Annotated in this window: 35 protein-coding genes; 4 read left to right on the top strand and 31 right to left on the bottom strand. The window is 69.4% G+C overall.

What is annotated here, in order from left to right:
• Window positions 1-110: 110 nt before the first annotated feature.
• Window positions 111-362, bottom strand: a complete 252-nt coding sequence (locus ACFP2T_RS16555; protein WP_377422369.1) for a hypothetical protein — start codon at window positions 360-362, stop codon at window positions 111-113.
• 105 nt (window positions 363-467) lie between these two features.
• On the opposite strand from ACFP2T_RS16555, the gene ACFP2T_RS16550 reads away from it, so the two are divergent.
• The 4 genes from ACFP2T_RS16550 to ACFP2T_RS16535 all read left to right on the top strand — a co-directional run bounded on the left by ACFP2T_RS16550 (window position 468) and on the right by ACFP2T_RS16535 (window position 2465).
• A complete protein-coding gene (locus tag ACFP2T_RS16550; protein ID WP_377422367.1) occupies window positions 468-872 on the top strand; it encodes a hypothetical protein in 405 nt (134 codons plus the stop codon).
• A gap of 136 nt (window positions 873-1008) precedes the next feature.
• On the top strand, window positions 1009-1242 hold the full coding sequence (locus ACFP2T_RS16545) for a hypothetical protein (protein ID WP_377422365.1): 234 nt from the start codon (window positions 1009-1011) through the stop codon (window positions 1240-1242).
• 100 nt (window positions 1243-1342) lie between these two features.
• Entirely contained in the window at window positions 1343-2020 is a 678-nt protein-coding gene (locus ACFP2T_RS16540; RefSeq protein WP_377422363.1) for a hypothetical protein, read from the top strand.
• Between the two features lie 139 nt (window positions 2021-2159).
• On the top strand, window positions 2160-2465 hold the full coding sequence (locus tag ACFP2T_RS16535; RefSeq protein ID WP_377422361.1) for a hypothetical protein: 306 nt from the start codon (window positions 2160-2162) through the stop codon (window positions 2463-2465).
• Window positions 2466-2545: 80 nt separating this feature from the next.
• Here the strand turns inward: ACFP2T_RS16535 and ACFP2T_RS16530 are convergent, their stop codons facing one another.
• The 30 genes from ACFP2T_RS16530 to ACFP2T_RS16385 all read right to left on the bottom strand — a co-directional run bounded on the left by ACFP2T_RS16530 (window position 2546) and on the right by ACFP2T_RS16385 (window position 24895).
• A complete protein-coding gene (locus ACFP2T_RS16530; protein WP_377422359.1) occupies window positions 2546-2791 on the bottom strand; it encodes a holin in 246 nt (81 codons plus the stop codon).
• A 335-nt stretch (window positions 2792-3126) separates the two neighbouring features.
• Entirely contained in the window at window positions 3127-3516 is a 390-nt protein-coding gene (locus ACFP2T_RS16525; protein ID WP_377422357.1) for a hypothetical protein, read from the bottom strand.
• Window positions 3513-3821, bottom strand: a complete 309-nt coding sequence (locus ACFP2T_RS16520) for a hypothetical protein (protein ID WP_377422356.1) — start codon at window positions 3819-3821, stop codon at window positions 3513-3515. Before ACFP2T_RS16520 ends, ACFP2T_RS16525 begins: the two co-directional genes overlap by 4 nt.
• Window positions 3822-3944: 123 nt before the next feature.
• Entirely contained in the window at window positions 3945-4772 is an 828-nt protein-coding gene (locus ACFP2T_RS16515) for a hypothetical protein (protein WP_377422354.1), read from the bottom strand.
• A 1-nt stretch (window position 4773) separates the two neighbouring features.
• Entirely contained in the window at window positions 4774-5211 is a 438-nt protein-coding gene (locus ACFP2T_RS16510) for a hypothetical protein (protein ID WP_377422352.1), read from the bottom strand.
• Window positions 5212-5223: 12 nt separating this feature from the next.
• Complete coding sequence (locus tag ACFP2T_RS16505) at window positions 5224-8001, bottom strand: hypothetical protein (protein ID WP_377422350.1); 2778 nt, start codon at window positions 7999-8001, stop codon at window positions 5224-5226.
• Window positions 7998-10115 (bottom strand): hypothetical protein, encoded by a 2118-nt coding sequence (locus ACFP2T_RS16500; RefSeq protein WP_377422348.1) that lies wholly within the window; start codon window positions 10113-10115, stop codon window positions 7998-8000. Before ACFP2T_RS16500 ends, ACFP2T_RS16505 begins: the two co-directional genes overlap by 4 nt.
• Window positions 10116-10118: 3 nt before the next feature.
• A complete protein-coding gene (locus ACFP2T_RS16495) occupies window positions 10119-10373 on the bottom strand; it encodes a hypothetical protein (protein WP_377422346.1) in 255 nt (84 codons plus the stop codon).
• Window positions 10374-10462: 89 nt separating this feature from the next.
• Window positions 10463-11008 carry a hypothetical protein gene (locus ACFP2T_RS16490; RefSeq protein ID WP_377422344.1) on the bottom strand — a complete coding sequence of 182 codons (546 nt, stop codon included), beginning with the start codon at window positions 11006-11008 and terminating at the stop codon, window positions 10463-10465.
• 73 nt (window positions 11009-11081) lie between these two features.
• Window positions 11082-11561 carry a phage tail tube protein gene (locus tag ACFP2T_RS16485; RefSeq protein ID WP_377422342.1) on the bottom strand — a complete coding sequence of 160 codons (480 nt, stop codon included), beginning with the start codon at window positions 11559-11561 and terminating at the stop codon, window positions 11082-11084.
• A complete protein-coding gene (locus tag ACFP2T_RS16480; protein WP_377422340.1) occupies window positions 11554-11784 on the bottom strand; it encodes a hypothetical protein in 231 nt (76 codons plus the stop codon). Before ACFP2T_RS16480 ends, ACFP2T_RS16485 begins: the two co-directional genes overlap by 8 nt.
• 5 nt (window positions 11785-11789) lie before the next feature.
• Window positions 11790-12089 (bottom strand): hypothetical protein, encoded by a 300-nt coding sequence (locus ACFP2T_RS16475; RefSeq protein ID WP_377422338.1) that lies wholly within the window; start codon window positions 12087-12089, stop codon window positions 11790-11792.
• A gap of 77 nt (window positions 12090-12166) precedes the next feature.
• Window positions 12167-12577: a hypothetical protein gene (locus ACFP2T_RS16470; protein ID WP_377422336.1), complete on the bottom strand. Its 411-nt coding sequence runs from the start codon at window positions 12575-12577 to the stop codon at window positions 12167-12169.
• The gene (locus ACFP2T_RS16465; RefSeq protein WP_377422334.1) at window positions 12574-12963 is read right to left on the bottom strand and encodes an HK97-gp10 family putative phage morphogenesis protein; all 390 of its coding nucleotides are present in this window, start codon (window positions 12961-12963) and stop codon (window positions 12574-12576) included. Before ACFP2T_RS16465 ends, ACFP2T_RS16470 begins: the two co-directional genes overlap by 4 nt.
• Entirely contained in the window at window positions 12960-13349 is a 390-nt protein-coding gene (locus tag ACFP2T_RS16460) for a DUF6093 family protein (RefSeq protein ID WP_377422332.1), read from the bottom strand. The genes ACFP2T_RS16465 and ACFP2T_RS16460 overlap by 4 nt, the downstream gene beginning before the upstream one ends.
• Before the next feature lie 9 nt (window positions 13350-13358).
• Entirely contained in the window at window positions 13359-13733 is a 375-nt protein-coding gene (locus ACFP2T_RS16455; RefSeq protein ID WP_377422330.1) for a hypothetical protein, read from the bottom strand.
• Window positions 13734-13736: 3 nt separating this feature from the next.
• On the bottom strand, window positions 13737-14078 hold the full coding sequence (locus tag ACFP2T_RS16450; protein ID WP_377422328.1) for a hypothetical protein: 342 nt from the start codon (window positions 14076-14078) through the stop codon (window positions 13737-13739).
• Entirely contained in the window at window positions 14078-14998 is a 921-nt protein-coding gene (locus ACFP2T_RS16445) for a phage major capsid protein (RefSeq protein WP_377422326.1), read from the bottom strand. The genes ACFP2T_RS16450 and ACFP2T_RS16445 overlap by 1 nt, the downstream gene beginning before the upstream one ends.
• Before the next feature lie 16 nt (window positions 14999-15014).
• Window positions 15015-15404 carry a capsid cement protein gene (locus ACFP2T_RS16440; protein ID WP_377422324.1) on the bottom strand — a complete coding sequence of 130 codons (390 nt, stop codon included), beginning with the start codon at window positions 15402-15404 and terminating at the stop codon, window positions 15015-15017.
• Window positions 15405-15406: 2 nt separating this feature from the next.
• On the bottom strand, window positions 15407-16690 hold the full coding sequence (locus tag ACFP2T_RS16435; protein WP_377422322.1) for a head maturation protease, ClpP-related: 1284 nt from the start codon (window positions 16688-16690) through the stop codon (window positions 15407-15409).
• The gene (locus ACFP2T_RS16430; protein WP_377422320.1) at window positions 16690-17970 is read right to left on the bottom strand and encodes a phage portal protein family protein; all 1281 of its coding nucleotides are present in this window, start codon (window positions 17968-17970) and stop codon (window positions 16690-16692) included. Before ACFP2T_RS16430 ends, ACFP2T_RS16435 begins: the two co-directional genes overlap by 1 nt.
• A gap of 16 nt (window positions 17971-17986) precedes the next feature.
• On the bottom strand, window positions 17987-19636 hold the full coding sequence (locus tag ACFP2T_RS16425) for a hypothetical protein (protein WP_377422318.1): 1650 nt from the start codon (window positions 19634-19636) through the stop codon (window positions 17987-17989).
• Window positions 19636-20043, bottom strand: coding sequence for a hypothetical protein (locus tag ACFP2T_RS16420; protein ID WP_377422316.1), 408 nt, complete (start codon window positions 20041-20043; stop codon window positions 19636-19638). The genes ACFP2T_RS16425 and ACFP2T_RS16420 overlap by 1 nt, the downstream gene beginning before the upstream one ends.
• Window positions 20044-20834: 791 nt before the next feature.
• On the bottom strand, window positions 20835-21059 hold the full coding sequence (locus ACFP2T_RS16415) for a hypothetical protein (RefSeq protein WP_377422314.1): 225 nt from the start codon (window positions 21057-21059) through the stop codon (window positions 20835-20837).
• The gene (locus ACFP2T_RS16410; protein WP_377422313.1) at window positions 21056-21340 is read right to left on the bottom strand and encodes a hypothetical protein; all 285 of its coding nucleotides are present in this window, start codon (window positions 21338-21340) and stop codon (window positions 21056-21058) included. Before ACFP2T_RS16410 ends, ACFP2T_RS16415 begins: the two co-directional genes overlap by 4 nt.
• Window positions 21337-22050 carry a hypothetical protein gene (locus ACFP2T_RS16405; protein WP_377422311.1) on the bottom strand — a complete coding sequence of 238 codons (714 nt, stop codon included), beginning with the start codon at window positions 22048-22050 and terminating at the stop codon, window positions 21337-21339. Before ACFP2T_RS16405 ends, ACFP2T_RS16410 begins: the two co-directional genes overlap by 4 nt.
• Window positions 22051-22152: 102 nt before the next feature.
• Complete coding sequence (locus ACFP2T_RS16400) at window positions 22153-22362, bottom strand: hypothetical protein (RefSeq protein WP_377422309.1); 210 nt, start codon at window positions 22360-22362, stop codon at window positions 22153-22155.
• A gap of 27 nt (window positions 22363-22389) precedes the next feature.
• Window positions 22390-23376, bottom strand: coding sequence for a tyrosine-type recombinase/integrase (locus ACFP2T_RS16395; protein ID WP_377422307.1), 987 nt, complete (start codon window positions 23374-23376; stop codon window positions 22390-22392).
• Window positions 23373-24326, bottom strand: a complete 954-nt coding sequence (locus ACFP2T_RS16390) for a DNA adenine methylase (RefSeq protein WP_377422305.1) — start codon at window positions 24324-24326, stop codon at window positions 23373-23375. Before ACFP2T_RS16390 ends, ACFP2T_RS16395 begins: the two co-directional genes overlap by 4 nt.
• Before the next feature lie 251 nt (window positions 24327-24577).
• Window positions 24578-24895: a hypothetical protein gene (locus ACFP2T_RS16385; protein ID WP_377422303.1), complete on the bottom strand. Its 318-nt coding sequence runs from the start codon at window positions 24893-24895 to the stop codon at window positions 24578-24580.
• Window positions 24896-25011 lie beyond the last annotated feature (116 nt).

Genomic DNA, 25011 nt, shown 5'->3' with positions numbered 1-25011 from the left:
GCCACACGGGTGCGGGGTCGGCGAGGCTGGTGACCAGGCCGCCTCCGCACCCACCTACCCCTCGCTACGGGCGGCGCTCGACGACCTGGAGTCTCGGGCGTCGTTCCGTGTCAAGACTTCCGCCGCCGCTTCGGTGCCGCGCCTCCGCCGCTTCGAGCCGGGGGCACGTCCGCAGGACGCAGCTTTCGGATGTGCGCGGCGGACCGTCCGGTCAGTGTGACGATCTCGCCCGGGGGGATGTGGTCGCGCCAGGCATCAGCGATCAGGGTGCGCTCCTCCTGCTCGGCTCCGGCGAGTTCGGCGCTGAGCTTGGTGCGGTCCTCGCGGTTGGCGGCGAGTTCCTGGCGTAGGTCTCGGGTCATGCACAGAGCATAGCGCTTTTACGTTGCGCTTCAATAGTGCGATGTGTATCGTGGTTCTCGGAAGCGCTAAGGTGAAGCGCCAAATCGAAGCGATAGGCGGACGAGATGACCCAGACTCCGGACACCGACCAGATCCTCTCCGGTCTCAAGGCGGCCGGCCTGACCGTCACTGGCACGCAGATCGAGGCCGACAGCATCGACATCCACCTCGACCACACGTACGCCGGCTTCTCCACCAACTTCCGGGCCGTCGCGCTCGGCTGGCGCCCGGAGCGGTGGGCGGGTCGGGTTATCGGTGGCCGGTGGTACCTGTTGCCGTCCGACCCGGAGGAGGAGGGCAAGCCGGCTCCGCACGCCGACATGCTGACCGGAGACGGCACCGACCCGGTGGAGGTTGTCCGCGAGGTGGTGGAGATGCTCGCGGAATCGGACGAGTGGATCGCGTCGGTGGCCGCCCGCCGAGCGCGACGGATCGCCGGTGACCCGAACTGGGCCTCCATCGACAACTGACCCACCCACAGACCGGCCCCCGCTCCTGGGGGACTCACCTACCTGAGGGGTCACAGCCCCGACACCAACGCCGCGAGGCTAGGTAGGGAGACCGAGGGCCCCGAGAGGCGTCCCTGGGGAGCGGGGGCCTTTCCCTGTGTCGACCGCCGGCCAGCGGGTACCCCGGCAGGTGCGGGTGTGGCTGACGCCGGAGGATCTCGAGCGGTGCCGCTGGCGGATCGAGGTGTGGCCCGACGGCCGGGTCCTCGTGTGGCGGGTCTCCGACGGATGGGTGGCGTCAGCGCCGCAGCGGCAGCCCCGGGACATCGGTGGGCTGGGGGTGTGGCTGGTCGATCGGGGCATCTCGCCGGACGACCTGGTGCCCGGGTGACCGCTTCGACCGAGCGGGACTCGCCGAGCGGCCACGATCGCTGTCACCTGGGCGACACGGAGCGGTGATCGCTCGCTCGCGGTCAGTACGGTCCCGGGGCATGAGCCAGCCACCCGTGAGCCCCGGCCCGCCATACAACCCGCTCGGTGGGGACCTGCCGCCGCAGCCGCCGACATACAGCGTTCCGCACACCCGACCGAGGAAGCGGAGGGCGTGGCCCTGGGTCATTGGCGGCCTGGTCATCACCGGCCTGCTGTGCTGTGGTGGACTCGGTGCCATCGGCGCGCTCAGCGACGACCCGACCACCAACACCGCCAACACGGCGGCCGCCGGCACGACCCCGACGACCGCGCCGGCAGCGACCACCCCCGCGGCCACGCCCACCACCACCGCGCCGCCCCCGAAGACGACCCCTCCGAAGCCGGCGCCGAAGGTGACCTACAAGCCGCTGACCGAACGGCAGTGGAAGCTGGTGGCGAAGGACCCCGACAAGTACATCGGGAAGACCTATATCGTGTACGGCTCGGTGACCCAGTTCGACGCGGCGACCGGGACCGACACGTTCCGGGCCGACGTCGGGCACAAGAACATGCAGTACGACTTCGAGTACGAGACGAACACGCTGCTCACGGCGCCGGCCAGCAAGTTGGAGAACGTCGTCGAGGGTGACGAGTTCCGGGCCACGGTGAAGGTGACCGGCTCACACTCGTACGACACGCAGATCGGCGGCAACACCACGGTGCCGATGCTGGCCATCGCCTCCATCAAGGTGCTCTGACGTGCCTACCTTCCTAACCCGGCTCATCGTCGCGAGCGTGGCCTCAGTGGCAGTGCTCGGCGCCAGCTTGACGGCGGTCGCCTCCCGGATTGGCGCCGCGGTTCGAGACAGCAGCCCCACGACGGTCACAACCGGGCCCGTGTATCAGATCGCGGGGCGGGTCCAACTGTCCGACGGTGAGCACAGGACCAGCGGCGACAGTTGCACGAGCATCCGGCAGGACCTGCAACCGGGCGGGCAGATCGTGGTTGTCGACGGGACCGGCGCGGCGGTCGCGTACGCCGATCTGGATCCGGCCACCGTCGTGGACGGCCGCTGCGGGTTGTCGTTCGCACTGCGGGTGCCGGCCGGCGGCGGGACGTACGGGATCGACGTCGCCGGCTATGGACAGCTGCGTTACAGCGAGACGGAGTTGCAGGACCTGATGGAGCTGACGATCGGCTGATCCGAAGACACAAGAGCGCCCCCGCCGCCCGACCCGGAGGTCAGGAAGCGGGGGCGCTCTGCGTTGCGGATTGGGTCGGGCTACCGGGGGTAGCTGGGCTCCGTCTCAACGGCGACTGCCGACGGGCTGTTCGGCTCGCCGATGGACGAGGTGGCCACAGAGGTGAGCAGCGACACGAGGGCGGCCAGACCGGCGACCGAGGCGGTCGTGCCCCAGTCGACGTTGACCAGGCCGAGGCCGTCGCCGGTGAGCAGCGCGACGCCGGACTGGGCGAACGTCTTGACCGCCCGCTCCACTGCCTGCTTCCAGAAGGTGCTCGTGAACATGGGACCCCTCCTCAGGGGGTTCAGGGACCGACACCAGGGGCCCCTGATGCCGGAGTACGGTGGCGGTCGTGCCAGGGATTCCGCAGCTCAGAGAGGCCGGCTGGCTGTACCCTCCCGGGGACGACATCCCGATCGCGCTGGTCCGGCTCGAACAGCACACGGACGGATCTGGCTGGGACGTGCTGGTGAACGACCCGGCCAGCAGCCCGGCGCAGCGGGCCAACTACCCGGACGAGGCGTCAGCCAGTCGGCGCTCGAGCGGCTCTACGAGCAGGGACGGGCCGACGGGGAATGGCGGATCTACCGGCCGGACAACCCGCACGACGGACCGCAGTTCACAGACGACCGTTGACGTCGCCGGGCGGCGCTGACCGGACCAGCTCCCGCAGCTCCGGCGAGGCGGTCGGGTCAGCCAGGATCCTCTCCCGCAACCGCAGCAGCAGCCGGGTCAGATCATGGGTCAGGTCCCGCAGTCGGTCCAACTCCCCGTTCGCGGCGGCCACCCGTCGGCGGGCGTCGTCGGCCTCGACCTTCAACTCCGCCACCCGGATCTTCAACGGTTCGACCAGGCTGATCGCCGCGTCGCTGATGACGTCGGCCGCGTCCGCCTTGAGCTTCCGCCGTTGGACCAGCACCGTCGCTGCCGCGACCACCCCACCGGTGCCGCCGAGCAGACCGATGACCGACAGCAGGACCTGCAACCAGGAGGGTGCCGCCGAGGTCATGGCTGACCCTCCGCCGCGTCGTTAGCGCGGGCCAGTCGCCGGAGATCGCGGACGATCAGGGACGCCCGCCACCACGACGCAATGCCGATCCCCCCGATGAACGAGCCGGCGACCAGCGCCTGCCATCCGGAGATCGCGGCCAGGGCGATGGTGTACATGACCGTCGCGGTGCCGAGCACCACCAGGGCGCTGAGTTCGGCGCCGACCCCGACCAGCGGCAGGCCCGGCCAGAAGATCCCCGCCAGCCCGACCAGTCCGGCCACGATCAGCGCCACCTTCCACGTGTCCTGGAGCAGTGGCGGCATTGCCTCAACGATCGACCTGGGTCGCTCGTCGGCGACGAGGAGAGCAACCCCGGCAGTTGCCGAAGCGGCGAGGATCGTAGCCTCGAACGGGTGCCGGCCGCCGCTCTGGATCCGACGCACAGATCAGCCCTGCGTCAGCTTCGCCACCAACTCGTCCAGGCGGTCGCCGAACGCGGCCCGGATCGCGGTCGCCGCGTCGTCCAGGTCGGCGCCACCCAGTCCGGCCAGTACTCCGTCGACCACGGCCTGCTCGTCGACGAAGTCCTTGCCCAACAGCACCTGTTGATTGGCGAGGATCGCCGGCAGCGTCACTCGGGCGGTGTCGAGCACCTTGCCGAACGTGACTCCGGTCTTGCCGATGACCTGGTTGTGTACGGCGTCGCCGACATTGTCGAGGTCCTCGGTGGTCAGGGGCATGTCGTCGTCCTCTCCGAGCGCGATCGCCAGGATCCGCTCCATCAGGGCCCGGTCGGCACAGCGCCGCCGGTCGATCGTGAGATGCCAGTGCCACAGATGCGACGAGTCGCTGCTGGCGATCCGGTTCCGAACGTTGTCCCAGCCGTCGACGACCTTGTTCCCATCGACGTTGCCGTAGAACTCGCGGACCTCTTCGAGGCGGCCGGCGTGCACAGCGGCATAGATCCGCTTGCACTGGGCGATCATCCGGCTATCGGAGCCCGGCGTGAAGTCGACCCCGGCGATGTGCCGCTGCTGGGTCGCGGTCAGCCCGGCCTGGACGGTGTACGTCCGGGACGTCGCGTACCGGGACCGCTGGATCCACTCCTGCGACCGGTGGGCGCCGCGCAGGTGCTTGTTGTCGCCCTTGACTCCGAACGCTGCACGGGGCCGCCTCGTGCGCCGGCACAGTTCGTCGCCGAGCCAGTCGATTTCCGCTGTGGTGATCTCGCGCCCCCACCAGGATTCGGCCTGCAACTGCGAGTAGGACGGCATGTCACACCACCTCGTAGATGACGACGACGAGCGTCGAGTGGGAGAACACCGTCAAGTCGCTGGCAGCGTCCGCCTGAGCTTGCATCGTGAACGTGTGCGACCCGGCCGACGCCAACGTGCCGAACCACTGCTGCCCCATGGTCGCCTTGTCGGTTGCAGCGGTGCCGGCGTACCGGATCTGCTTGGTCTGGCTGGCGCCGTCGATGTTCAGGATTCCGAGGCCCGAGCTGGTGTTGGCATCGAGGTTGTCCCAGTCCAAAAAGCCGATCGCGTGGTACGTCGCCCCCGCCGTGACCGTCGACAGGGTGATCGACAGACCGGGGACGGCGCTCAACGTCGTCAGCACCGCGAGCGGGCTGGACTGCTCGGCGTAGTACGGCACCGGCTGTATCCGGTTGAGCGGATCAGCCGCGACCTTCTGTAGGCCAGTGAACGGCACCGGGCCTCCTCTCTACAGCGCGACGCCCCGGCCGCGCCACAGCACGATCGGGGTACCGGCGTCGTGGGCCCGCGCGTACTGGCCCCGGGTGACGGTCAAGGTCTGCGGCGACGACGCGCCCGAGCAGGCGGTGACGGTGATCTGCTCACCGCCCACGTCGATGTCGCACGGGTAGTTGGCTCCGCTGGTGCTGATCAGCGCGCCGATGCTGGCCACCGAGATGGACGTAGCCGCTGCGTTGATGCCACTGGCCAGCGTGGACGCGGCCAGGTCGGCCCGGAACACGGTGCCGTCGGTCGCTTCGAGGACCGGTACGTCGAACGGTCGGGCCGGGGCGCAGAACAGCACCACATCCCAACGTTCGCCGGTGAAGGTCTCTTCGTGTCCGTTGATGACCTGGTCGACTGCGGCAGGACCGTGTGAGTCCCACAGGTTGACCGCCTGGGCACGGGAGCCGATCCGGCAGTCCAGCCAGGCTTGGACAAGGTGCGGCGACTTGCGCAGGTTCACACCCAGTGCCGGGTACCGCATGCCGGGGGTGCTGGACACGTTGACCCGGTAGCCGGCAATCTGCCGGAGGTAGTGGTCGGAGTCGAGCGAAAGCGTGACCTGCTCAGACCGGGTACCGCGGACCGACGTGTCGACGTACCGTGCCGAGCTGCCGCCGGACCTGGAGACGGTTGAGTCCGACACCCGGTCCCGGGTCGTGTACTGCGGGCTGAACGGGGGCGCCAGCTCGCGGGCATCGACGTTGAGCGTCAGGTCCACGTCCGCGTTGTACCGAGACGAGCGGGTAACCATGACCAGCGCGCCACCAGGCCCGCCGTCATGGATGAGCCCCTGGTCGGTGGCTGCACACTCTTCGAGCGCGGCCGGCAGGGTCGTGGGCGTCATCGGCCCCATCGGCAGGAACGGGATGTCTTCGTCGGCTAAGATCCGATGCGGAAGCCCCGCCGCGTCACAGATGGCTTGGAACCGCCGATACGGCCGAGCGCCGGTGTCGGCCCCGAGAACTGCGGATGCGATGAACCCCGGATCGGACACCACGCTGAAGGTCGCGTTGGTGTACGCGGCGAAGTGGCCGAATGCGACGCCGTCGGTGTCGGCGGTTGCCCACGCGTAGCCCTGCCGGATCGCCCCGATGGTCCGGCTCGCCAGAGTGCCCGTGGTTGCGGAGCCGTCGGTCGCTGTGTGGTACCCGAGCCGGTAGTCGACGTTGGCGCCGTTCTGGGTCACCGACAACTGCACCAACACCCACTGGCCGTAAACCTCAGCCTCGGCGATCGAGAATCCGGCGTCCAGCAGAGGGATATCGCTCGAACCCTCGGCCCTGACTCGCATCGTGTCCGGGGATCCGGGAGCCAGGCCGATTCGCCAGGTCGGGGCGGTGCCGGAGCAGAGGATGCGGATCGGCATGACCGTGGTCGCGACTGGCGTCTCCGGCATCTTCATGACGGCAAGCAGCGTCCAGTGCCCGGTAGCCGCGTACGGCGCGACGGGAAGCATCATGATCGCGCCAGCGTCGAGCGTCGGCAGCGGCTTCGACCCGGGGCAGTCCGTGGCCGACCCGAAGTTGACGAAGGCGTTGGGATGCCCTGCGTTCTGCGCGAACGCGCTCGCCACCTCCGTCGCTCCCGGCTCGTCTTCGCACGGGAAGTAGCTCTGTGCCATGACGCCGCTGAACGGCGCACGCCCGGAAATGACCCGCCGGGCAGCCGACTCCACCGGGGCGTTCACGGTTTGGACGCGGTGCAGCCGGCCCTTCGCCGTCACCTCGACGATGCCGTGCCTCGTTGACGGCTCCCATGTCGGGTCCCAGGACTCGGCGAACACCAACGCGCGCTCCGTCGGAGCCGAGAACCCGAACGGCACCGACACACGAATGGGGGTGTCCGCGACCACATTCGGGTAGGTCGGCGACAACGGGTTGTCGGGGGTGTAGTCCCCGCCAGGGTTGTTGAGGCTGAACGTGACGCTGGTGGGGGGCGCTATGGCGGCGCTCGAGTCGGACTGGAGACCCTTCGTAACCTTCAGCCCAGGGCGGACGTCGTCCCGGGGGATCGCAGTCCAGTTCCACAGGTCCGGGTCGCCGTCCGGGTCGGCGCCCCACGCCACCTCGACGATGGGCTTGAACATCGCGCCGTCGTACGCGGTGAACACCGGCCGAAGGGAGATCGACCAGCTGACCCGGTTGGTCTGGCTCTGCGACGCGGTGAACTGGTCCGCGTACGCCACATCGACGTCCGACGTCTCGGCGACGCTGGAGACGCAGCCGGTGATATCGGTACCCGACCCGCCGTTCGTTGACAGGTCCGCCAACTCGTCCCACACCGAAGTCCACGTCGTACCGGTGCCCGACGCTGTCCGCACGCCAGCCACAGCGAAAAGCCCGTAGCCGGACGCGCGGTGCAGGGCGACGCCGTCGGTGACGGTCGACGTCCCGGAACCGTACGACGCCGATTCGGAACCGTAGATCGGGTTGGTGGTGTCGACGCCAGACCAGGCCCCGACCCACCCCCAGGACCGCTGGCTACTGCCGAGGGTCCACGTCCACGACACCGGCTCGTTCGACGCGGCCCTCCAGTAGGCCCTGATCCGGAGGGCTGTAGATGCGTCCTGCGTGCCGATCAGCGTCCAGCCAGCCGGCGCCGTAATGGTCGGCAGACCGGTCGCGGCGACAAACGCGATCAGCACATCTCCGGTGGTCGTACCCGTCGGGCGGGCCACAACCACGCTGGTGCCCGCAGTCCCGTTCGTGACGTCAGCGTCGGCCCTGAATGCGATGGTCATCCGGTCACGAACGCTTTCTCGGTCTTGCCGCCGTAGGTGTTCACGACCTCGTACCGGATCCCACGGACGATCTCCTGAACCACGCCACGGTTCGTTCCGGCGTCAGCGCGGACGATGACCTCCACCTGCATGCGCTGAGACCCAGCACCGACCACCATCGGCTGCGCCGGGCGGGCGCCGAGCCAGTTCTCCCCGACGTACTCCCAGATGGCCCGGCTACGACGGTCGTCGCCGTTACGCGGGATGAACGCCTCACCACCGGTCGCTGGTTCGGCGTACGCGTACCGGGCCGGCCCCATCGGCGACGCGATGTGGGCGTCACGGAGCAGTCCGTCCTCGGCGTGGGTGTACAGCCCGCCCCACCGGTTCGCGTACTGCGCCCGGATCGCGGCGGCGACCGCGCTGGCGTTCCTGTTGCCGGTGATCCGCATCGCGATGTTGACGGTCTCGTCAGGGATGTTGCGGAGGTACTGGCGGAGCTTCGCCGCCGCAGTCATCGCCGGGGTCGTGTTCGCCCGGACCGTCGTGTCGACCTTCTTCGGGATGGCCCGGTACGAGCCGATCAGCTCGTCGACCTCGGACTTGGCGTAGCCGGCGGCGAGCAGCGTCTTCCGGAGGCTGCCGAGGTGCGACTGGTACTTCCCGTCGGCCTCGGTGATGCTCATGCCCTCGGCGATCCGCGAGTCGCGGAGCTGCTTGATCGCCTCGATCTGGTCGAGTACGGCCGACCGGTTCTTGAGCCCTTCCTCCGAGTTGACGGACAGGGACCGCTTCCCCTTGTTCAACTCTTCGTTCAGGTCACGCAGCCCCTGGTGGTACGCGATCAGAGCCTTGTCGGCGTTCATCTGGATGCCGAACAGCTCGTCGAACGCGTCCTTGACCGCCTGTAACCGCTCAGCGGTCGTCATCGACTCGGTACCCAGGTTCCGCAACCCGTCGGCGGCCTCATTGGCACCGTCCCGCACCTGACGCTCGGCGACGACCAGGCCGCCGAACCGCGCCATGTCGCCGGTGAAGACGGCCGACGCCTGCGACGCGAACCCCCACAGTTCAGCCAGTATGCCGATCGCCTGACCGAGCGTTCGGACGCCCCCATCCAAGATGGCGAACAGGATCCGCAGCGCGTCGGCGCCCTCGTCAGCATTGTCGGACAGGTCGCTGAGCACGTCGCCGACAGCGTCGCCGAGCCGCGACATCCCGTCGGCAATCGCGTCGATAACCGGGCCTGCGTTCTCGATCGCCCGGACAATGCCGGGCATCAGCCGCTCAATCCCCCGGAAGGCGCCGTCGACCAGCGGCTCCACCAACCGCGACGCCCCTGCGAAGACCCGCCGAAGCTGAGGTTCCAGACCGAGCATCCGGGCCCGGACCAGGTCGATCGCCTTGAGCGTGGTCGGTACGAACACCGCTGACGAGCGGCCCATCATCTGCCCGAAGTCGGTGCCGAGCGCCGCGCCCGCCTGCTTAACCCGGGCGTCTCGGCTGGCCAGCACCAGACCGCCGACCACGCCGCCGACACCAGCGCCACCGATAACCGCACCCGCCGTGGCGGCACCGAGCAACGACGCGACAGCACCGCCCAGCGGGACGCCGATCGCGAGCGCGGCCGGGTTCAGGCCAGCCATCGGAGCGCGAGCAATCAGTGGGCCTAGTCGGGCGGCAAAACTCACCGACACGTCTCCGGCCATCTCGGCACCGGCCTTGACTGCCTCCGCGGGATCGAACATGTCCCGGGCCTTGAGTTGCCGCTTGAGCAGGCCGAGCTGACGATTCAGCGAGCTGACCAGCTTGAAGTCGCCGGTCTTGGCGAACTCTCGTTCGAGTCGCTGGACTTCCCGCGCCGTCTCCGCGATCTGGTCATCGAGTTTGGCTGCCGCCAGCTCGGACATCTTGAGCCCGGTGGCACCCTTCCGCCCGGCGGCCAGCATCTCGTCAGCCATCTGCCTAGCCGACTTGCCGGCGAGCACGGTGGCGGCGGCGGTCTTGTCCCCGGCCTTCGCGGTCTCGTTGAGTTGGGCGGCCAGGCCCTTCGTGTCCTTCGACGACTTCGCGATGCTGGCCGTGTAGTCCCGGACGTCGGCGGTGAGCTTGACCCCGACGGTGCGCAGCGCCACAGCTCACCCCCTCCGTTCGGTGTGAAAGAGCAGGGCCCCCGCCTGGGGCGATTCCGTGTACTGCTCCTGGGCGATGAGCAGCGCGGTGGTGGCGTGACAGCGGGTCGGCGAGGGCACCGTGTAGCCGCCGTCAGCATCCGGGTCAGCACACTCCCGCAACGGCCGCCGGCAGGCCGGACACAGGCCAGCCCGGTACTCGGCGAGCGCGAGCATCCACGCCTGGTCTTCCTCGGACCACTCCGGCTCGGGGGTGGACATGGCGAGCCGGTCGCCGTCGTACTCGTAGATCGTGGTCGGCTCCCAGCCGTTGAACCGGCGTGGGCTGATACCGAGCCGCTCGGACGCTTCTATTCGGGCACGGAGACCGGGAGATGCCGCGAGGCGGCGCGCGAGAAAGGGACGTCCACATCCCGACGGTTCAACGACCAGGCGGCGTCGCTGAGCTGGTCAAACTGCCGGTCAGTCAGCTTCTCGTCGAGCAGCAGGCGCCAGTCCTCTTCGTCCAACTCGGGCGCGACCACCGACGCCCGGACCAGCGCGGTGAAGAACGTCTCGGCGTTGACACCCACGTACTGGTCCCGCTGGTCGACCGCACCGTCCTCGGTCTGCCTCGGTGGATGGTCGGCTACCAGGGCCAACCAGCCGGGGCGAGGGAGCGCACGCAGCCGGAAGTCATGGGTGTGCTCCCGCATTTCCGCTTCGAGATCCCGGACCCGCTGCGACAGGTCCTTCGGGGGGCCACCGGCGGCCAGGGAGTCGCGAGGGCGGTCGAGTAGCTCCTGCAACTCCCGCTCGGCGGCCTCGAACTCGGCTTGCAGGTCGAGGTTGAGACACACTGGTACGACCCGCTCAGGCAGTTTCGCGGCCCGGATCGCGTCCTTGATGGTGCTCACGGTCAGCCCTTCCGCTCAGCCCAGGTTGTGCACGGGGACGAGCCGGGCTGAGGGACCCGTCCCCGTGGTCGAGTCACGCCATGACCGCGTCGAGGTTCGGATCCTGGTGGATCATCAGGGGTACCTCGTACTTGCGCACGGAGTTGGCCTCCGGGGGCAGGTTCCGGCGACGGCCGACGATTACCGGGTACACCTCGACGGACTGGGCCGCCGACCACGAGGTCGACTCGGTCACGTCCCGGCGGATGATGAGGTAGCCCTCGGTGCCCCGAGTCAGGGTGGTGTACGCGGTGTCGGTGCCGGTCTGCTTCTTGAGCCGCAACAGGGTGCCGGAGAAGCTGTCACGGCCGATGGTCTTGGTGTCGAAGGTGCTGGACAACGCCGACGTATCCACCTCGGCGGTGCTGGCCTCGAAACCGACGAGCCCGTCGGCGGTGATCACGGTCTGAAGCAGGACACCAGCATTCGCCTCCGAAGTGGTCGGCGCAGCGATGTTGGCGACGGCCGGAGCGAACGTCACCCGGGTCCTGCCATCTGCGAGGCTGTCAGCCATCACTCTCTCCCTTGTCTGTGGTGCCTGACCGCCGGGTCTTCGGCTTCTGTTGTTCGGTGGACCGCTGCCGCTCCCACTCGATCCGCTCCGCGACTACCGGGCTCGGATCCGGCGGCGGCGGGTCGGACCGCTCCCAACCCAGGCCCAGCCAGTCCTCCACGGCCGGCTCAGGGCAGGCGAAGTAGCCGCCGGTGTCCTTGTTGCGCAGCCAGACGCGTTCCACGGCGCTCATCCGAGCGGGAGCAGGACGTAGGTGACCGACGTGGTGAAGCTGTGCGTCACCGTGACCACGCCGGTCGACGGGTTGACCGCCTTCGGACTGATGTACATGACCTCGGTGGTGCCGTTCGCCACCGCGTTAGCGGAGGTAGAGGCCGGGTTGGCGGCCGGCGTGAACCCCGAGTCGGACACAGTCACGTTGTCCGGTGATCCGCCGGCGTTGATGACGACCAGGTAAGCGCCCAGGGTGCCGAGGATGCTCGATGCGATCGTGTCCGACGACGACACAGCGGCAGGCGTCCAAGTCACCCCGGGGGCGGTGGGGCGTGTTGCAGCAAGGGCCGCCATCGGCGTGCCTCCTCAGATCAGGTAGGTGATGGCCGGCGTCAGGCCGGCACAGACTCCAGGCGGTAGACCTCGACGGTGTCGATGGCGATGGCGCCGATCGCCTCATCGCGCTCGGCCTGCACGCCCTCTTCCCGGCGGATCGGCATGCACTGCCGGCCAGCGACCGCCGGGACAACGTCTAGCCACGCCGTACGGACCCGGTCGGCGACCATCCGGGACGCGAGCCCGTTGAGGCCGACGCAGTGCGCGTACGCCCGGGTGACGTGCCGCTGGCTCGACCCGGTCAGCGGCCGGGACTCGGCCAGTTCGGGGTCGGCGGTCGCGAAGTAGACCAGCACGTACGGCGCAACCACCCCGCTGGGCACCTTGCCGTCCAGCACGACCAGAGCGGGCGGGGCGTCGTCGCCCTCCAGCAGGGCCAGCATCGCCGCCGTGTGCGCCGCGATCACGACCCCTCCAGCATCCGAACGCCGAGGTCACCCATCGCCTTCTCAAACTTCGGCAGTTCCGCCTCGCCGGCGGGGATTATGTGCGGGCGTGGTGGGTTGTTGATGCTGCCGAACTCGATCAGGTTGCCCAGCGGGCCCTGCCGGCGGTGCTTGTCCGGGCCGACCTCGGCCTCCGCACCCGTCGCGGTCTGCTTCGTGTCGTAGCTGATCGACCGCGGGTAGTAGGGAGCATGCTGGAGACCCTGCACCCGCTGCTGGGCGTCCTGCTTGATCTGCAACGCCCCGCGGCTGACGACCTTCCGCGACTCGGCCGGAGCGTCCTCGCCAACCTCAGCGAGCAGAGCGGCCAGCCGGTCGACGTCGCCGGCCTCGACTTCAATCGTCATGACCGCTCCACCACCCCAACCCGGCGGGCCGTAGCGTGCGACTTGTGCGCCAGGTCCTTGACCACAAACACCCTGCCGGGCAGGTCAGGATCGTGGGCCGAGGTGTCGATGGTGATCTCGTCCTCGGTCCGCAGCCCGGTCACACTCATAGGCAGCTGCACTGTCAGGGCGAGCATCAGGGCGTAGTCCTCGCCCGCGTCCTGCGGAGACGCTGACGGGGCCTGCTGCTGCACCCGGCACGGGCCGGTGTACAGCACGTCGTAGGTGGCCTCGACCACCCCGCCCGGCCCGGTCGTCTCACCAGTCCGGCGGCGGATCGTGCAGGTGTCGACCATCAGACGTTCGGCGGCCCGTCGGCCGCGAGCAAGCACAGACGCGGCCGACATGGGGGCCTCCTACAGATATCGGGGCCCGGTCGCCCGCCAGGACCAGTCCGGCTCGGGGAACGAGTAGACGGGCTGGCCGGAGCCGGTGTTGTAGGCGGCACGGGCGGCGGCCAGGATCTCCGCTCGGCGAGACCAGTCCCCGCTGCCGCCGCTGCTCACCTGGTAGTCGTCGATCGACTCACTGCCAGCGCCGTCCGGGCTGCGCATGGCAATGGCGGCCAGTTCGATGGCCCAGGCCCACAGCCGGTCCGGGACCGGGTCCGGCCACGTCGTGAGGCCGGTCGCGTCCTGGAGCCAGCCGTTGGCCGCCCGCCGGGCCAGCTCAGCATTCGAACCGCTGAGCCAGCCCGGCAGGTCGGCCGTGTCGAACAGGTTCTCGGCCACGGGTCAGCCGCCGTACTTGGCCCGCAGATCGTCGCGGGACAGGCCGCCCTCTTCGACCGGCTTGGTCTCCTCGGCCGGAGCGCCCTTGGTGGTGGCGTAGGTCGCCCAGTCCTCGCGGGACGACCGGCCGTTCGGCACGGCGCCCTGCTCGGGCTGCTTCTCGGGCTTCGGAGCCGGCTCGTCCTTGACCTTCTCGACCATGGACTTGCGGAGGTGGCGCTTGAGGTCGTCCCGGTTGACGTTCTCCGGCAGCACCGCGCCTTCGTAAAACCCGACGAGCGTCTCCTGGCCGAGGTCGTTCGGCACACGGAGGGTCGCGTACGCCGAGGTCACCTTGTAGCCCATCAGCTCACCACCCCCGTGATCTCCTCGACCGCACCGGTCTCCTGCACGACCGGGACCGTCTTGCGGCGGCCCTGGAGGTCCCAGGCGTCGAGGTCGTCCTGACGGATGCTCTTGACCTGCACGCCCAGGTCGGCGACCGCGTAGCCCGGGGCGCCGTCCACCTCGTCGGCCATACCGCCGAGCGCCTGCGAGTCGAGGACCAGCGCCGTCGTCGACAACGCGGGCGCCTTGAGCACGGTGAGGCCGGCGACCGTCTCGATCATGCCGGTGTACACGGGGTTCTCGGTGGTCTCCCGGCGCCGCAGGGCCGCGATCGCCTCGTTCAGCATCAGGTAGGTGTAGCCCTTCGGCGACACCACCAGCGTGTCGGGCCGGTAGCCCTGGTTTCGGTCCTCGATCCGCTGGATCGCCAGCAGGATGTCCTCCAGCGGCTTGGCACCCGAGATGGTGCTCCAGATGCCGGCGGTGCCGGTGTCCGCCGCCGCGGACTGGACGGCCGCGATCGACACGGCGTCGACCTGCTTGATGGTCGAGTTGACAACCTTCTTCATGTTCCGCGAGATCGCCTGCCCGGCGTAGACGCTGCGGGCGATCTCCTCGTCGGTGAGGCGGTGCTTCAAGCCCCACTTGACGATCGCCGCGACCGCGGCGGTGCCGCCGGGCAGGTTGGCGAACGGGTACTCGGAGCCCGGCGCGACCGCCTCGACCGTGCGGTCGGAGACGATGCCCTCGGACTGTTCGTAGAGCACGGCGCCGCCGGAGCTGCGGAACCGTTGGGTGAGGATCTGGTCGGAGACGAACCGCAGGTCGCGGAACGTCCGCAGCACGCGGCCGATGAAGGCCGGGTTCTGGAGAAGCCGACTGATGGTCAGCGTGTCGCCCGACAGGGTCGGGGCAGCCGCCGGATATGTGTTTGGCACTGCGTACTCCTGTCGGTTACCGGCGTCCCTGGACGCGCAGCTTGAGCGTGGGGGAACCGGCCGCGGTGGTGGTCGCGGTGCCGATGAGCGTGCCGAGTGCGGCGGCGGTCGCGATGGTCGCGGTCTTGACCTGCCCGTTGGCATCGGTGACGACACCGGCGCCGGAGGCGATGGCGCCCGACGCCTCCAGTTCGTGGACGACGCCGTCGAGCGGCCACACGGTGACCTTGGCGCCGGACCCGGCATCGAATGCGGCTACGCCGACCACGTCGGCGGCGTCGGCTCCGGCCATGGCCACCGTGCCGCTGCCGGACTCGACGAGGACCCGGCCACCGGTGACAGCGGCGGAAGTGGTGGCGGTCCACGGCTTGGCGCCACCGGTCACGATCGGCTGGTAGTCGGCCATGGTCAGGCCCCCTTCCGGGTGGCGGGCTCGGGCGGGAAGAACCGCGCGAACTCGTCGTCGAACTCGCTGTCACCGTCGGCGCTGTAGCCCAGTTCGACGACGGGGATGACGTTCTTGGCCAGGCTCTCGATGACGGTCCGGGTGCCCTCCGGGTCGGCGTCCCACAGTCGCGCCCAGTGCTCGGTCCGGGCCGGGGCGAACTTGCCGTCGGAGACCGCTTGCGCGATCACGGCGTCCCGCTCGTCGCGACGGCGGCGGGCGTCGGTCGCCTCCAGGCGCTTGATGCGGTCCTGCTGCTCGGCCCAGGCCGAGACGTCGATGGTCATCGTTCCGGAGACCGGTGCGGTCGGCGCCTTCGGTGCGGGCGCCGGCTCCGTCTCGGTGGGTGGGGCGGACGGGCGGGCGGACGCGAGAGCCGCGAACACCTGCTCGTCGGAGACGTCCGGAGCCAGGCCCAGCGCCTCTCGGATCTTTGCCGGGTCCATTCGACCGGCTCCTTCCTGAGTTGGCCCAGCCGCCGGAACAGCGGTGGGGGTCTTCGTGGATGCGGCGTGGATCCGCCGCGCGGCCTCAGCCGCCGTCACCGGAGTGGGTTCGGGCTTGCGCGGGATCACCGGAGCCGGCGCGGCGTCGCGGCCGGCGTACGCCCAGGCGAACCCGGCCAAGTCCCAAGCGGCCTTCACCGGCGGGTCGGCAGGTTCATCGTCGACCGCCTCGTCGGCCAGGCCCGCCTCGACCGCCTCGGCGGCGGTGTACCAGGTCTCCGCCCGCATCACCTCGCGCCACTCGGCCACGGTGCCGCCGGCCCGGGACGCGTACGCGCTGGCGATCGAGTCGGACGTCTTCTCCAGCACCGCCGCGAAGCCGGCCATGTCCGAGGCGTTGCCGATGACCAGCCCCGACGCGTCGTGGATCATCATCTGCGCACCACGGTTCATCCGGACCGTGTCACCAGCCTGGGCGATCACCGAGGCGGCGGAGGCGGCCAGGCCGTCGACCAGGACGGTCACCGAGGCCGGATGGTCCTTGAGCGAGTTGTAGATGGCGATGCCGTCGAAGGCGTCCCCGCCAGGGGAGTTGAGGTGGAGCGTGATCGTGTCGGCGTCGACCGCCCGCAGGTCGCGGGCGAAGTCGCGGGCGTTGGTGCCCCAGGCCCCGATCTCGTCGTAGATCCACACCTCGGCCGTCTTGGTGTCGACCTTGGCCTCGATCCGGAACCAGTCCCGGGCCGCCGGCTTGGCCCGCATCCGCTCCAGGCGGGCCAGGGTCTCGTCGAGGTCGGGCATCACGCCTCCAGGGAGTTGTCGGGCGGCGGGGCGGGAGACTCCGGTGGCAGTTCGCGAGTGGTCGCCGGGTCGGCCGGCGGTAGGCCGTACTGCTGACGCAGCGACTCATCCAGGCGCTCATCCACGGTGATCGCGCCAACCTCGATCAGCGCCTTAAGCGCCGCCGCGGTGGCCGCCTGCCTGCTGCCGATCTCGTCGAAGACGACCTTCGGGGCCGGCTCGTCTTCGCCCCAGTTCAGGTCGACCAGGTCCTCGACGACGTGCTGGGTGACGGTGTCCGCGACCTTCTGCGCCAAGGTCTGGAGGCTCAGGGTGAAGAAGTCGGCGAACGTCGTACCGAGAGCCCAGCTCCCTGTCTGGGTGCCAAGGTTGAGGAAGTGAGCGAGGACCGCGCGGGCGATCTGCTCGTCGTGGTAGCGGATCGGCTTGTCCGCGTCCGGCAGGTCACCCTCAACGCCTCGCAAGAGCAGGTCGGCACCGTGCGGGACCGCCGACCCGGCAGACTCGCCGGCACGCCACGCCTGGGCCATCTGGGCACCCTTGGCGATGTCCGCCTCGGATGCGCCCTCCTGTGCCTGGTACAGCGGGATACCCATGCCGTTGCGCTCGATCGTCTGCGCCTGCACTCGCAGCAGCCGATCCTTGATCAGCCAGTGCTTGTACGCCGGCCGGAGCAGGGACGTGCCGAGCCAGTTGCCGCCCTCCCGGTCCAGCACGTACGCCAACAGCCGGCTCACCGGGATCGGGGGCTGCCGGTCGCCGGTCATCGCCGCGTACTGGGTGATGGACACCAGGCCACCGTCGCGGGCGACCTCGATGTCCTCGATCGTCTTCGGTAGCCGGGGCGCCAGCTTCCGCAACCGCGCACGCCCAGCCGAGTCGATCCGGTAGACCTGCTCGAAGAAGCTGTGCCCGAACGGAAGCATCAACAGAGCCTCGGACAGGTGGTCCGACCAGGAGAAACGATCCCGCAACCTCGCCGGGGGCTGAGGTGTCTCGCCCACCACCGGTAGACCCAGGTCCTGGGCAACGAGTTGCACCACCTCGGGGCGGGCGCCGGCCGGGTCGATCCGCCACGGGGTACGCCGCACGGGCAGCGACACCGCCCGCAGCACGCTAGCCACCTGGGCGTCCTGGCGGCGCATCTGCTCGTACACCTGCACCGACTGCGGCCAGCGCAGCTCCGGCGTCGTCTCCTGGTCGTCGTACGCCCACCAGTTCCCGGACCCCGGCGCAGTGGCCGCCTGGGCGTAGCCGATCTCGCGGATAGGTGCGGTCATCGGCCCTCCCTCAGGGTCAGAAGCCGGCGTTGGCCAGGTCGTACGTCTCGGAGCGGGCAGCGACCGTGGTCATCACCGGGGCGGGTGCTGCGACCTTCGGTGCCCATCCGTGCTCGATCGCGTGCGCCCTGCCCTCGTGGGCCAGCACGGCGGCCACCGCAGCATCGATCCACATGCCGTCCCCACGTTTGGCGAGCTTGAGGTAATGCGTCGGCAGCAGGTCGTCATCGCCGGGCCGAGCCCGTTTGCGGTCGCCCTTGACGATGACCGCGTTCTTCGCGTGGCGGCCGAGCACCTCGCTGCCGTCCTGGGTGATCTCCCGACCTGCGAACGCCGTGGTGAACCGCTCGATAGCCTTGTCCATCCGCATCTGCACGTTGGTCGGGAACTCGACCACGCGGTCCGGCCAGCGAGCCGACCACGAATCCAGGTAGTCCTGCCACCGGTACGGGTCCGCGAACAGGAACGCCACCGAGTAGGCGCCGAACGTGTCCTGCACGACCTGGTCGACCTCGGCCGAGGGCACCCGCCAGTCCGCCGGAGCCAGCTTCGGGCGCTCCCAAACCCGGATCGTCACCAGATGCCCGTCGGAAATCCGGGAGGCGACCAACGCTGTGGCGTCCCGGTACTTGCTGCCGTCGAAGCCGAGCGCGATCCCGTCACCGGACCGGAGCCCGGCATCGGGCCTGGCTTGGAGGTCCCACAGTTCCGGCAGGACGAAGACCGACTCGCCGACCACGATCTCGTTGAGGAAGAACCGGCGCCGGTCCGCCTCCATGTACCGCGACGACCGGACCTCATGCATGATCCGGCCACGGATGTTGACCCAGCCGCCCCGCTCCCGAGCACTGTCGCCATACTGGCGCAACAGCTCCGCGTACAGCTCCTCGTCGTTGTTCAGATCCTCAACCCGGCAGGGCTCGACGGTGTCGACGTACACCCGCTCGTCGCCGGACTCCGCGGTCACCTGCGCCTCGGAACCCTCGGTCGGATCCCAGGCGTTCGTGAGTTCCAACCAGCGGCCGTCCATGCCGGCGACGTTCCGCTTCACCGCGCCGCACACCTTGCGGAACCCGCCCTGCAACGTGAACAGGTGCGACTCCGTGATGGTCAGGAACGTCAGCGGTGCACCGAGCCGGGCCTTGGCGCTCGTGGTGACCGGCTCGATCTTCCCGCCGCCCGGCAGCGTCACCTTGGTCTCGCCAGCCTCGATGCCCGACAGGTTGATGAGCGGGCCATTACGCACCGAGGACAGCAGCGGTCGCCAGGTGTTGTCCGTCTGATCCTCCGAGGTGCCGAGGCAGACGATCAGTGGGGTTGGGTACGGGGCGCCGACCGGCTCGCCGGCAGCGTTCCAGCCATCGAAGCGGGTAGGGCCGAGAGCCTCAGCGAGGATGATGGCCTCGCCGAACGGGTCCTTGCCCCACTTCTGCGACCGGCGCAACTGAGCGCCCGTATACCTCAGGGCATCTGGTGCCGGCCACGGCCCGGCGTACGGGTAGAGCCGGTAGTAGTGGATCAGGAACGTCCACATCTCGTCCGTCAGCCGGTACGGCTCGCCCATCCGGTAGCCGTCCGGGATGACGACGTGTTCCTCGATCCACTCGCCGACGTCGTAGCCCAGGGTCGGGAACTCGCCGGGCTCGTTCGGTCCACGCCACGGCATCAGCCGACAGCCTTGATTCGCCCCCGAGCGCCCTCGGACTGCTCGCGCTTCTGGCCCACCTCGTCGGTGGCGATCTGCCAGAGCAGAATCCGCATCGACTTCGGGGTCAGCCCGAGACGGTCTTCGAGGATCGTGACCTGGCCGAGCAGGGCTGCGGAGGCGTCCCGCTTCTCGGCCTGAACCATCATCCGGCAGTAGCGGGCGACCGTACGGGTCCAGCCGAGTCGCTCCCACGCCACGGCCTGCGGAGTAGCCCACAACTGGGCCCATGCTTCACGCTCGGCGGCGTCCATCCGTCCTGGCAGGGGCCACTTCGGAGGATCGCCCTTGCGACCCTCGGCGGGCAGCATCACCGGGCCGACGCGTGCGTTGCGGCGAACCGGATCGTGCTTCGGCGTCGCGGGCATTCGTCACCCCCAGTAGTCGAAATCGCAGGCAGTGACTATCCGTGAACCGTGGAACCGTACAGAAAGCGAGGCGGGTGCCCCGGGGGTCCGGTGACCTGCGATGCTGGATTTTTTTCGGGACCGCACATGACCCTGCGTAACATTGCCTTGTTCACGCTCTGTCACTGCTGACCGTGCGTGCACCTCGTGACTGGTTGCATCGCACGCCACATGTGGGGCAGGGCTTGGTGCCATGGGCCGGGCGCAGATTGGTCAGCGTGCTGGTCCCGCCCTTGGCCTTGGGCACCACGTCATCCGCCTGGTCTGCCCCGTCGTGGCCACACAGCCAGCAGATGCGGGACTCGGCCAGCACGGTGGCACGGTTGCGTTCGTGCTCTGTGGTGTAGCCGCGCTGTCGTGCGGTGCCCCGCCGTCGGTCACGCTGCCTACCCCGTGCGAGCCTGCATTCCTCGCATCGGGTACCGGCGGCTATCTGGCCACAGTCGAGACAGGGCCGGTTGACCATCCCTAGTCCTCCGTCGCGGCACGAACCGCCGTCTACCCACACCCGAGGTACCACGCGGGTAGCTCAGGCCGTCTCCGTGGCGCTCAGGGCGTAGCGCCTGCTCACGGCTTGGTCATCCAGTGTCGATGCAGGTAGCGCGGCCGGACCCTCGCCCGACCCGGCCGCGCCTCACCATCCCGCACCATCTCCACCAGCGCCGACCGCCGGAGACAACAACAGCCCGGGAGCGTGGGGCTCGACCGGACTGCGGAGACACCTCGCCTATCGCGGGTGTGATCAAAGCGTATCAGGCGGTCACGAGAGTGCGGGGTCGACCGCGTCCGCTGACCCGCTTGGACCGCTCAATCTCGGCCGCCTGGTCGAGCAGGTAGTAGACCGTACGGCCGACCCGGTAGCGGGCCAGCCCGTCGCGCTGCGACCAGTTCCGCAGCATCGCCTCGGTGACGTCGGGGCCCAGCGCGGTAGCGAGTTCGGCGGCGGTGCCGTACCGCTGGCCACCGTGGCGGATCACGGCGCCCGGGACCGCAGCGGAACGGTGACGGTGGTGCGCATCAGTTCGTTGGGCCCCCGAAGCACCAACTGCCCGCCGCTGTCGCGAACGAAAACCTCCACGGTCAACGTCTCGCGCCGCAGATCCGTCTCGATCCGCGCGTCGGCCGGCACCTCGTCAGGATCGATGCCGTGCTCGGCTACCCAGCGCGCCACAACCTGCCTGCGCTCGTCTCCACCCAGATAGATGCTCTGGATACTCCCGCCAACCAGCGCACGTAGCCAACCGCCCAAATCGATCATGCCGCCACTCCCTCCGTACGCTGCCCGTCCAGTGCCCCCAGCATCGCGGCGACCGTCGGCACCGACCGGTCCCAGATGTGCACCGCGCCCTCCACCTGCACCAGCATGCCGCAGCCGCACCCCTGCCCGGAGCACAGGCAGCCGGTCCCGCACGTCACCACCCAGTCGGCCGGGTCGGGGGCGGCGGTGCGGGCGTACAGCGGTCGGCGGTGACAGGCGGGGCACTCGGCGCCCTGGAGCAGGTGCTCGTCGGGGTCGATGCCGAGCGTGGTCCGGATCCGGGTGTCGTGGTCGGCGAGCCACCGGCGGAGCTGCTCGGCGGTACCGGGCTGGAGCCGGGGTAGGTCGTTGGTGATCCGCCACATCGGATCCGGGCCAGCGGCGAGGCCCAGGGTGTCGGCGAGCCACGTCAGCGTGTCGGTCGTCGACTTCGCCAGGGCGGCGAGCGGCCGAGACTGACCGGCGGATCGGACGCGGGAGAGCACCGCGTTGCCGGTCGGGTCGCCGTGGCTGCCACCGGACCGGCCGGCGCCCCACTGGCTGCTGCGGATCCCGTCGGCGGCGCTGAACGCGTCGGCCTCGGCAGCGACGGCGTGGGCTTCCCGGGCAACAGCGACGGAGAGGTACTGCCAGGCCTGGCGGAGGCTCCACGCGGCGGCCAGGGCGTGCAGGACGGACGGGTGGCGAGGTGTGGCGGTCTGGTGGGCCATGGTGGTGAATCCCCCTCGGTAGGCTGGCCTTGATCCACGGCGCGCTCCTACGGGGCGTGGGCGGCCCTCAGGCGGTGCAGTCCTGAGGGCCGCCGATCTGCGTCAGGGGGTTACGTCGACCTCAGGCGGATAGGTCCCGTACTCGTGGAAGAGCCCGACGTCCACCGGCTGCGCCAGCAGGTCCTTCGCCTGAACCTCAGTCAGCCCGTTTGCGGTCAGCCGGGCCATCGCTTCCTCCCGGTCGAAGTGCCCGGAAGCGTGGTGGACGCGGATGCTCTCGTTCACCTGGTTGTTCAAGTCGTTCAGTCGCATGGGTCTGGGTCCTCTCGGGTTGGCCGCTCAGCGCGGCGCGGGGTCGTCGGTGCGGTCGAGGTGGCGCCCGAACCGGCCCATCAGCCGGTAGGCAGCGGCCTTGGCCGGGTCGTACTGCGACCGGTCGTAGCCACGGGTGGTGTCGGTGGAGGCGTGCCCGACGTCCCGGGCCACGTCGTAGATCGGCACACCCTCGTCGAGCGCGGCGGTCACGTAGGTGGCCCGGGTGGAGTGCGGGGTGAGCTGCTCGACCACGGTGGTCGGCAGGCCACCAGCGCGCGCGAGGCGGCGGAGCAGGAGGCGGACGGCCTTGCGGTCCATCCGGGCCCCGGTCGCGGTGGCGATGAGCGGACGCTGCTGGCCGGCTCCGGCCTGGTCGGTGCGGACCAGCGTGGTGCCGGTGTCGGTCCGGGCGGCCAGGTAGCCGTTGAGGCGGGCGACGACCGGTGGGACCAGGGTGACGGTCCGGCCCTTGCCTCCCTTGCCGTGGACGTGGAGCACGGTGTGGCCCCGGTCGACGGCGATGTCGGCGGTGTTGGCGGCCAGCAGTTCGCCGACCCGGATGCCGGTGTGGATGAGCAGCCAGACGATGGCGGCGGAGCGTGGGGTGTCGAGGTCGGACCGGTCGAGCAGGGCGGCGGCGTGTTCGTCGGAGAGCGCGGGGGCGGGCCGGGGTGCCCGGGTGGGGCGTTCGGCGCGTTCGAGGTCGGCGGGGTTGCGTTGGGCTTCCTGGTGCCGGACGAGCCATCCGTACCAGGACGACACGGCGCCGAGCCTGCGGGCGCGAGTGGTGCCGGCGTCGCCGCAGCGTTCGAGGTGGGTCATCCAGAGTTGGACGTGGGCGGGCCAGGCGTCGAGCGGGTTGACGCCGTTGCCGGTGCACCAGTTGAGCCAGGCGGTGAGGTCGCGGCGGTAGGCGTCGCGGGTGTGTTCCGACTTGCGGGTGGCGATGAAGGCGGCGGCGAGCCGGGCGAGGTGGTCGCCCGGTCGCTGCGCGGGTACGAGGTCAGTCACGCGCTCGCCCTTCGTCGCAGGTACGCCTTCTGGCGACAGAGCGCGGAGAAGTACTTTGGTCGGCGGCCGACAGGGAGGCGTACGAGCGGTTGCCCGCACCCGCACTCACACTTCATTTCGTCAAAGACACGACGCGTTTCGTCAAAAGCCCTGTTCAGCCACAAGACTTCGGTACCGAGCGCGCCCTGCTTTCCGGCCCGGTTGCTGGTCGGTCGGGTTACCGCGATGTCGAGCCGAGTCCAATCGGCGTACAGCTCGTCGTAGAGCGGCGAGGCGTAGCCGGACAGAACCACCGCCGCGCACGCCTCGTGGAGGGCGGCAGCCAAGGCCCTGTGGTCCGCCGGTGTCATCTCCATCTGATAAGCGATGCCACGGTCGTTGCGGGTCTCCGCGACATACGGCGGATCCACGTAAAGAACTGCATCAGAGGCCCGACCGTGCTGGGCGACCACCTTCACGGCCGAACGCTGCTCGATCTGGACCCGGCGCAGGCGCTTCGCCACGGCCGGCATTCGGCGGAGGTACCCATCGACCCGGGTGGCCGGGTTACAACTGGCGTTCGATACCGACCATCCGACCCGCTTGCTCTGGTCGGGGATAGCGTTGAACCCCTGCATCTGCCGTACCCACCAGCGCCGAGCCTGCTCGATCTCGTCGCTGGACTGGCCGGTCAGGTCCTCGTCCCGGCAGGCCTCGAACTCGGTCCGGGCGTACGGGGTGGCTTCGAGCGCCGCGATCAGGTCGCCCGGCCGGTCGCGCAGAACGCGGAAGAAGGTCACCACGTCGCCGGACAGGTCGTTGATGATCTCGAACCGAGCGGGTTCCTTGGCGAACAGCACCGCGCAGCTGCCGGCGAACGGTTCGACGTAGAGCCGGTGCGGCGGCAGCATCGACACGACGCGCTCCGCCATCCGGGCCTTGCCGCCGTAGTACCGAACCGGAGGCTTCACCTGTCTCGTCTCCTATCTAGATCGTTCCTGGCCCCTATAACAAGGCTTATGCGGTTGTCCGACGAGAGCGGCGCCGTTTCCGGATCTTGCACTCGATCGCCAGGAAGTGCTCTCGAATGAGCCAGCCCCCCACGATCACCGTCGACATCAACCCGTCTTGGCTCCCGCATCGGTGGCACTGCCCGTAGATCACTCCGCGAAGTTCGCTCATGGTCCCTCTCTTGATCTCGTGCGTTAGTCGCAGTTATCGGCTAGGTGCGATCGACTCCGGCCTCGGCGTCGGCCCACTCCAGGCCCCACTGCCTGGCGTCCGGCCGGGGGTCCTCGCCGTTGAGTACGTCCCGGATGTTGTGGGAGGCGTTCTGGCAGGACTCGCCGATGTACTCCTCAATCTCAGCGAGGGCAGCGAAGCGGTCGCGCAGGTCGGCCAGTTCAGCCCGACCAACCATGTACGCGGCGATCACGGTGGCCCTGAACGACCGGTTGGTCGCGATGGCCTCCGGGTCGATCGGGTCGATGCCCTCCGCGATCTCACGGAAGACCTTGTCGGGAACCTGGGTCGTGGTCACGTCGATCTCCTTCGTGGTCGTAGGTATGGGCCTTATCGGGAGTCAGGGGTAGTGCTCTCGCCGTGTTCGTACGCCCGGACCTGCGTCACGGTGCCCCACGTGATCGTTTCGCCGGG

This window comes from Plantactinospora solaniradicis (assembly GCF_042658085.1).
GTDB lineage: Bacteria > Actinomycetota > Actinomycetes > Mycobacteriales > Micromonosporaceae > Plantactinospora > Plantactinospora solaniradicis.
This window is presented reverse-complemented; position numbering and strand designations above follow the sequence as displayed.